Here is a 7,093-nt window from a genome sequence, read left to right as displayed (position 1 = left end):
TGTGAGTAGAAAGTCGAGGGTGTAGCCATCAGAGTCAACCGCTCGATAAAGGTAGCGCCACTTTTTGCGGATTTTGATGTAAGTTTCGTCAACTCTCCAGGAGTCATTGGTAGGCTTGAGGTGCCGACGACAGCGCTTGTCCAGCTCAGGGGAATATTTGAGAACCCACCGATTGATGGTGCTGTGATCCACTTCTAATCCTCGCTCCATCATCATCTCTTCCAAGTCCCGATAGCTGAGGGGGTATCGGCAATACCAACGAACATTGAGCAGGATGATCTCAGATTGGTAATGACGCCATTTGAACAGATCAGCAGTTTTCATTAACAGGAGAGAAAAGGAACAGAGCCTCTCAATTTACCACTGCCTTTCGGCCAACACCCTATTTTTGCGACACAACCTCCACTCTGATCGAGTAGATTTGTCAGAGACTGGAAAATATTGGTTAGACTTTATTTCCCATAACTATAAACAAGGCGACCAGTTCCGCCGCCAAGAGCCCTCTACCTCAATTTGTGATGTGAACTATCAAGATCTCATTCAAGCTCCGATAGAGACGGTTCACTCCATTTATAAATTTTTTGGGGAGCGGCTAGATCAAGTCACGGAACAACGAATGAAGCATTGGCTGAAAGTCAATCCTCAGAACAAGCATGGCACTCACCGTTACTCACTCGCACAATTTGGGCTCACTAAGGCTGATGTTCAACAGAGCCTTGCTTAGTTGTGAATGAAAGCATTATTGGCGTTCGTCCCATTTCTAATCCCACCACAGTGTAAGCTTCATATTCTGAGGAAGGTCTCTTTCCATCACCCTCAGACCAAAGTCCTCTTCCTCTGGGTCTAGCCCCTGTATCAGTTCAAGGACGGAAGGATCTACCTCTGTTCCTTGCTCTTCAGCCATTTCCAGCATATCGGGCAGGCAATCATAACCTTGTTCGAGGACATCAGGACAGAATTCATACACCTCCTGGCAAAACTCAGATAGCTTCTCTGGAAGAGTGGAAAAATTGATCGCAACCGTTGCGTGATCCACATCCACCACTTCAAACTCAAATCTGTGAGACCAATCCGTCAGTCGCTGAACAATATCATCCGTTTCGACATCACAGTTGATACCATTGGTTCCCAATTCCCGAATCTTCTCAATGGCTTGATCCAGTTCCATCAGCTGTCCCAGATAGATTTATTGATCATTCATCCACTCTTTAAGTCCATAGAAGCATATCTAAACTCTGATTTATTCAAGTTGGAGCAAGCAGAGAAAATTTTAGGTATAGAGTCATCGAACAGGTAGCAGGTTTGCGATCTCAAAACCAGTCAAGGCCCTCAACGAAGGTGTACTAAGTATTCTCCCAAATGAATCTCTAGGCCAAACGGCTTAGGCATTGCGTCAAACTTTATTCCTACACATTAAGTCTTGGGGTGGATCATCGTAACCACCTCCCTTGAAGAGAAATAGAAAAGGGTATAGGAAAATGTTCGTTTCCAAGGTACAAAGAAAAAGACTAGAGTATTTGTACTACTTGTCGCTCAGCTTTCTATCTAACGAAATGATTGAAGCTAAAATGGGGTACATCACCTCAGAAGTCATTGAGGGGGGTGATGACTTTAATCTTTTAAGCAACATTGAATCGCCTCCAACTATCCTTGGCCTATTCGGTGAGGTCGTTGAGCTATGGGTGCTGATGCGAGGTGGAGATGACTGAGCTTCGCGAGTTTTCCTTCCTCGTCTTGCATACCAATGGAGAAAAGACCATTCAGACGGTAGCGAGTACCAGCAAGGATCTTGCCAAAAGTGCTCTGCATCGCTGGATATCAGATATCAAATCTCTGCAACCCTTGACTTCCAAAGATGAGGAACAGTGATGACAACCAATGTCTCAAATCGACTGGACCGTTTGAAGCGCTGGTGCAGTCCAATGCCCGATCTATCCTAAATGATGGATCTGAGATCGCAACCCCACCCACCATGATCACCTTCACCAGGACGACCGCAGATCGTATCCTCCAACTTCGACACCGAGTTTTACGGCCAGGTTTGCCCATCGCTGAGGTCATTTTCCCAGAAGACCAGGACCAGGAAACCCAGCATTATGGGGCATTAAACCAGCAGGGAGAAGTCATCTGCTGTGTAACCCTAATATCCTCAACCTGGCACGGGGAACCTGCATGGCGACTTAGGACAATGGCGACGGCCTCAGACTGGAGAAATCAGGGGATGGGCACAGGATTGATCCGATATTGGGCAAACTTAGTAGAACATCAATTTTCCTCACAGTGTCAACATCTTTCTTGGATAGGCTTACTCCAGACAGTAGAGAGTGGATGCTGTTGCAAAAAATAGCAATCACTCACAGGACAAGGAGCAAGCTGGATGAAGACGCTAATTCGTAATACGGGGAAGCAGTGTAGTAAACCAGCAGATAACAATGACGTTTCCTGTCACTACGTTAATAAAACCCAAGCAATTCAGGTTGTGAGGGTTGTCACTTTTCCTCACCAGTTCTTAGAACGTACCCTTTTGCCGAGACAGCAACTCCGATTTGAAGCACCACCCTACGCAGAATTAGAGGTTTATACCTACTCGAACGCCACAGCAATTCTTAGCGCAAAGATCCTGTGTGCTAGTCTACAAAAAGACCACGGCTATCACTGGGTTACCCCCACCTCTAGTCTATGGGTAGAGACAAATTCGTCAGACTTGGTTGCTACAGCAAGGACTACAGCAAGGAGATAAGAACTTACCACTAATAGGCTTGGCTCACTCTCCACCTTACGAGCAATTTGCAAGAGCCGTTTCTTGAGGTTTATATCACGCCACCAACTATCAAAATCAGGTAAAAGCCAACACGGTCCCTCTACCCCATAGAAACCTGTAACTTTAAACTTAGCTTGAGTAATCTCATGGTTTAGTTCGTCTGGGTGATGGAAAAACTTATCCATAGTATCAGTAGACCGAAAATACCTCTAGAAACCCGGTCAATAGACCATTTGGAGCAATAGTCTAATTCTGCTGTAATCCATGAAAGAAAGGCATCTTCGAGTTATGCGTTCGTGTGCGCCTTTCAGGAGCATAAGAGATCGAATCACTATAGTGGATTACGCAGCCTGAAACCATTGATATTGCGTTGCAAAGCTAGCGGTTTGTGATCTACTGAAACTCGTTGAAATGGAGACTGCATATCACATTACTCGGAAACATCCACCCTTTTGTGAGCTTGCTATTTCTGTAAGATCCACTTTTTGAGTAGCTGCTTCAGAACCTTTGGTCAACACATTAGCAGATGCAAGTTTCTGAGAAGTACCTAATTCTCCGTTCAACAGTAAAGACGTAATTATAAGTACTCCCAGAGAAAAATCAGCCCAAGTAAATTGGTTTTTTATGTGTTCCCCTGAATGCTTATGATGCATAGCTCTATTTTTAGGAGCAGAATTCAATTTGCCAAACATAATAGCCTCCTGATGATTTCAATTAAGGTGCTATATCGTGTAGCTATAGAAATTTCATTAACCTAGTTCGAGCTTGAATTTATACGCGGCAGTTCTAGAATCAACTTTGGAATATTACTAAAATTCATGTCTGTTAAATATTTCGACTTTTCAAAAATTATTAAAATTATTAAGAAATTTCGATAAATACTTATTTTTGAGAATTGTTCCCTTGATTTTCTGCTGCAATCTCACGTGTTTCGTAGATATCGTTTTAGGCCACTCCTGAATCAGAAATCGCATACCCCTGGACTGGTCACTGAAATGGGACTCATTGAGTGCTTCGGTGAAATCCTTGCTAAGCGTATCAGTGTAATAGACCAGCTCAAACCCGGAGAAATCACCGTTAATAATGGTGTTGGCTAGGTTGAGCGAACCGAAGAGTTGATCCAAGTTTACTGTGTTTGCTGACATGGTTGAGCCTCAGTCTTAAGATAATATAGACCCCCTACAGAATCCAAAAGATAAAGTATTGGCCTTGGCTTGACTTAAATAGATGAGTGAAGGAGTGAGTTAGGTAATACAGAATCCACAGAGATTCTGAAAATTTGTAATTAATCCCACGGCCCACAGAGGTACAGAATATCGAAAATAACTGCCCCATACCTCAGATTTATCAAAAGTATCCACTAGACTTACCTACAATCCAATCTCTGCAATACTTCCAGGGGATTCAGTATGACAGCACTCTGCATTTCAATGGAACTCGCTATTGAGGGCATCTAACATCCTCTAGTACACGGCATGGCTTGCATCACCGATCAAGCGCAGTAGGAAGAGAACCAAAAGTTTGGTCTACTGGCTCAATACCAACCTTTCTTGTGATATTTCGATGGACTATATCCTTCAAGGTTCTTGCTACTGCCGCTAGCACCTGGATCGTCATTCACGCTTAGACTTGGTGCAACTATATCCTTGCCAACCTCATATTCACGTTGCATGACAACGCGGGTACCGTTTTTAACGAGAAGCGTTACAGGGATTCCGTTGAAACCCTTCTGTACATCCTCTGCTTCAGCAACAGATATGACTCCATCTTTCGGTATCTGCCAAACCTCTTTGTCACCTCCAGCAACAAAGATTACAGATTCATTTTGTGAAACTAAGTTGCCTACGAGAGTCAACGCATCAAGCTGGTCGCGAATTGTATCTCGTGCAGCATCTAGATCCCGTGCATGTGGAACGCTACCAAGTAACGATTTGAAGCTGGAATAATCTGCGGCCATACTGCTGTCCCTACTCGTTTGAAGTAGACAAAAGATTTTAGGCTTACTGGTCAACAAACCGTTGTTATACGACTGAGGTCTGGCGTATAACACTTCTACATAAAAGATTAGATGTCAATTATCAGATAATATCTTCCTCAGGCAAATTATATACCAAGAGTTGAATAACACTCCTTCTCTGTCTCTATTGCAACAATCCTAGAAGAGATGATTTGCCTCCTGGTGATATATTGCTTTTTAATGCAAGAGGCACTTACAGACAAAGCTATTGCATGGGTACTAGAAATACCCATTCAACCAAAAACTTGAAAGCCTTGTCATGACAGGACTAAAGCCCCAAATCTTGAAATCAATACTCACTGTCTTGACCAAGACAGCCAGGGTATTAGCCTTAGTGGAGTAAGCACTGGGTTGATATTCTTGTCCAATTCATCAAGGCATTGTGCGAGGTCACATGGATGGGACGATACTGAGGCCGAGAACGTCTCAGTAAAGCTGGGGTTAAAGGCTTTTACGATTGGGGAGCCATCTACAGGACTCGCTTCAAGTACTAACCACCATCGTTTTTTCCCAGAACGATTGAAAACAATGATACCCTCATCCTCTTTTTTAGGGTATCTCATGCCATCGTTCGCTAACACTGACATATTAACTGGCTGAACTTTCCACCCCCTTTCAATCATGGCGTCATAGATGCTCTGAAGTAGTGGTTCAACAAAGCTCCGTTCGCTCATAGCACTTCCTTTGTTTATGGTTTCTGGTGGAAGATAAGGCCCTTATTTGACTAGTAATCAGAAGATCATTAGCAAACTCCTCTGGCTCAACAATCAATTGCCCAAGTTGCTCCAAACCTCATGACTTACACACAGGGCTAAGATTCCCCACATCATCAAGAGCAAGCTTATATGGGGAAAGGGTTACAAGATTTTTATGCCGACTGAAATGGATGATGTGGGATGTGCCCACATGAATTTGTGAAACTATCTATGCGATTAGCTTCTTGCAGGATTTAGTCTTTTCCCATGGGGAAGGCTCCTTATTGATTAGCTCCCCCCGCCATTCTGTAGAGATTAGTGAGACTATAAATTTCTCGGTGGAGAATTCAGTCAAAAACCCATTTTCTTAAGAATGATTACTGAGGAGAAATCATTCTTAAGAGATACTGAAATGTACCTCTTTTCAAGAACCGCATAGAGGAGTGACTTTCTGGGGTAAGTGGAAAACATAAGTAGTAATACAAATAAGTATCCAAAAGTATGATTTTGAATTGAGACTAAAGCAAGTCAGTATTGGATTTCACGGATGTGAAAAGTACACTTACAAGCACCTTTTGACATGAAGCTCTTTCATCACTCTAGATAGCCAAGAGGCAATCAAGAATTTGTCTTTCCCCCGGAGTGATGAAAGAACAGTGGCTTATCATTAAATGCATCTTGCCAATAAGATGTGAAGATGAAGTAAAAACCTCTAAACGTCACGATTTTAAGTACCTCTTTACCATGGAAGTTCGCTCTATATCAGTTAGGGCCGCCTTGAGTGCCTTGTGGACGTTTAGGGAATCCACAAAATGATGAATTAGGCCAAATGAACCTCAAAATACCCCCAAACTCATTGAGCTTGAGGGCAAACTTAGCGGTAGTAGTTGACCTAGAGCCTATGACTAGTCAACAGTGCCTGCTTGAAGGCTGAAAGCATCGGTGAAGATTTCTTGGTTAGCAGCATTAATTGTGCCAAAGGCAGCTGAACCACCAGGACCAGAGGCAGCAGCACCAGTAGAGCTAAGCAACTCAGTATCAGACTTGAAGGAAGTAGCGTTGATGTTGAGAGTAGTGATGGCTCCACCAGCAACTAGCTCTTGCTGTTGATCAGATAATTCTGTAAATAATTCAGACATGGTTAAACCTCAAAGGATGAATTAGAAATTTTCTTTTTTCTTTCTGTAAACAGTAGACCATTAGATTTCGAGGCACTCAGTGATGTCGGAGTACTGCCTGAGTGATTCAGAGCACATCAGGCTTAGTCAAACTTGAACGTGTGGCTCAAGATCTGATAGCTTGCCTCTAATCCTCTGACTCCAATATCACCATGTCCAAACAATCCGAGTCTCCCCAATGGCAACCCATCCAGGTCATGAATCAATGTATCCCGATGATTGATGGGATGCTCGAAGAAGTTCAAAGCCAACACCAGAACATGCTGGAAGCCCAGAAGAAACCCCATACGCTGGATGACTTCACGATTCAGCGGGTAATTAACGTCTACTCTGAGCAGCAAGATTTCCTCTGGGTCTACCGGGAACAACTTTCACGTTGGAAACAGGAGAACCCGACACCCAAACAATCGAAGGCGATTACCCGATTGGAGAGCGTAGTGGA

The 7,093-nt window shown here is 43.5% G+C and carries 11 protein-coding genes; 6 read left to right on the top strand and 5 right to left on the bottom strand.

Translation table 11 applies throughout. From position 1 onward, the window contains the following. Nucleotides 1–324, bottom strand: a 324-nt coding sequence (locus Q0986_RS20125) for an IS6 family transposase (RefSeq protein ID WP_299414879.1), incomplete at its 3' end; no start/stop codon positions are given. Here Q0986_RS20125 and Q0986_RS20120 point away from each other — a divergent pair. Beyond that, a complete protein-coding gene (locus Q0986_RS20120; RefSeq protein ID WP_366918638.1) occupies nucleotides 302–724 on the top strand; it encodes a sulfotransferase in 423 nt (140 codons plus the stop codon). The two genes, Q0986_RS20125 and Q0986_RS20120, sit on opposite strands and share 23 nt — an antisense overlap. Before the next feature lie 36 nt (nucleotides 725–760). On the opposite strand, the gene Q0986_RS20115 is transcribed toward Q0986_RS20120, so the two are convergent. After that, nucleotides 761–1,168 carry a DUF4253 domain-containing protein gene (locus Q0986_RS20115; RefSeq protein WP_299414875.1) on the bottom strand — a complete coding sequence of 136 codons (408 nt, stop codon included), beginning with the start codon at nucleotides 1,166–1,168 and terminating at the stop codon, nucleotides 761–763. A 400-nt stretch (nucleotides 1,169–1,568) separates the two neighbouring features. Here Q0986_RS20115 and Q0986_RS20110 point away from each other — a divergent pair, with 400 nt between their 5' ends. The 4 genes from Q0986_RS20110 to Q0986_RS23070 are packed head-to-tail and all read left to right on the top strand — an operon-like array spanning nucleotide 1,569 to nucleotide 2,740. Then, a complete protein-coding gene (locus Q0986_RS20110) occupies nucleotides 1,569–1,709 on the top strand; it encodes a hypothetical protein (protein WP_299414872.1) in 141 nt (46 codons plus the stop codon). Then, nucleotides 1,702–1,869, top strand: a complete 168-nt coding sequence (locus tag Q0986_RS20105; protein ID WP_299414870.1) for a hypothetical protein — start codon at nucleotides 1,702–1,704, stop codon at nucleotides 1,867–1,869. Before Q0986_RS20110 ends, Q0986_RS20105 begins: the two co-directional genes overlap by 8 nt. Next, nucleotides 1,856–2,347: a hypothetical protein gene (locus Q0986_RS20100; protein WP_299414868.1), complete on the top strand. Its 492-nt coding sequence runs from the start codon at nucleotides 1,856–1,858 to the stop codon at nucleotides 2,345–2,347. Before Q0986_RS20105 ends, Q0986_RS20100 begins: the two co-directional genes overlap by 14 nt. 30 nt (nucleotides 2,348–2,377) lie before the next feature. After that, nucleotides 2,378–2,740, top strand: coding sequence for a DUF1830 domain-containing protein (locus Q0986_RS23070; protein ID WP_366918637.1), 363 nt, complete (start codon nucleotides 2,378–2,380; stop codon nucleotides 2,738–2,740). 446 nt (nucleotides 2,741–3,186) lie between these two features. Here the strand turns inward: Q0986_RS23070 and Q0986_RS20095 are convergent, their stop codons facing one another. The 3 genes from Q0986_RS20095 to Q0986_RS20085 form a co-directional block, all read right to left on the bottom strand. Beyond that, the gene (locus Q0986_RS20095) at nucleotides 3,187–3,453 is read right to left on the bottom strand and encodes a hypothetical protein (protein ID WP_299414865.1); all 267 of its coding nucleotides are present in this window, start codon (nucleotides 3,451–3,453) and stop codon (nucleotides 3,187–3,189) included. A gap of 842 nt (nucleotides 3,454–4,295) precedes the next feature. Continuing rightward, complete coding sequence (locus Q0986_RS20090; RefSeq protein ID WP_299414863.1) at nucleotides 4,296–4,718, bottom strand: hypothetical protein; 423 nt, start codon at nucleotides 4,716–4,718, stop codon at nucleotides 4,296–4,298. Nucleotides 4,719–6,378: 1,660 nt separating this feature from the next. Further along, entirely contained in the window at nucleotides 6,379–6,612 is a 234-nt protein-coding gene (locus Q0986_RS20085) for a CTB family bacteriocin (RefSeq protein WP_299414861.1), read from the bottom strand. Between the two features lie 191 nt (nucleotides 6,613–6,803). Between Q0986_RS20085 and Q0986_RS20080 the strand changes: the two genes are divergently transcribed. Further along, nucleotides 6,804–7,093 (top strand): hypothetical protein (locus tag Q0986_RS20080; RefSeq protein WP_299414860.1); only part of this gene is annotated, 290 nt, incomplete at its 3' end.

The sequence above is a fragment of the Acaryochloris sp. IP29b_bin.148 genome (genome assembly GCF_028285565.1).
GTDB lineage: Bacteria > Cyanobacteriota > Cyanobacteriia > Thermosynechococcales > Thermosynechococcaceae > Acaryochloris.
This window is presented reverse-complemented; position numbering and strand designations above follow the sequence as displayed.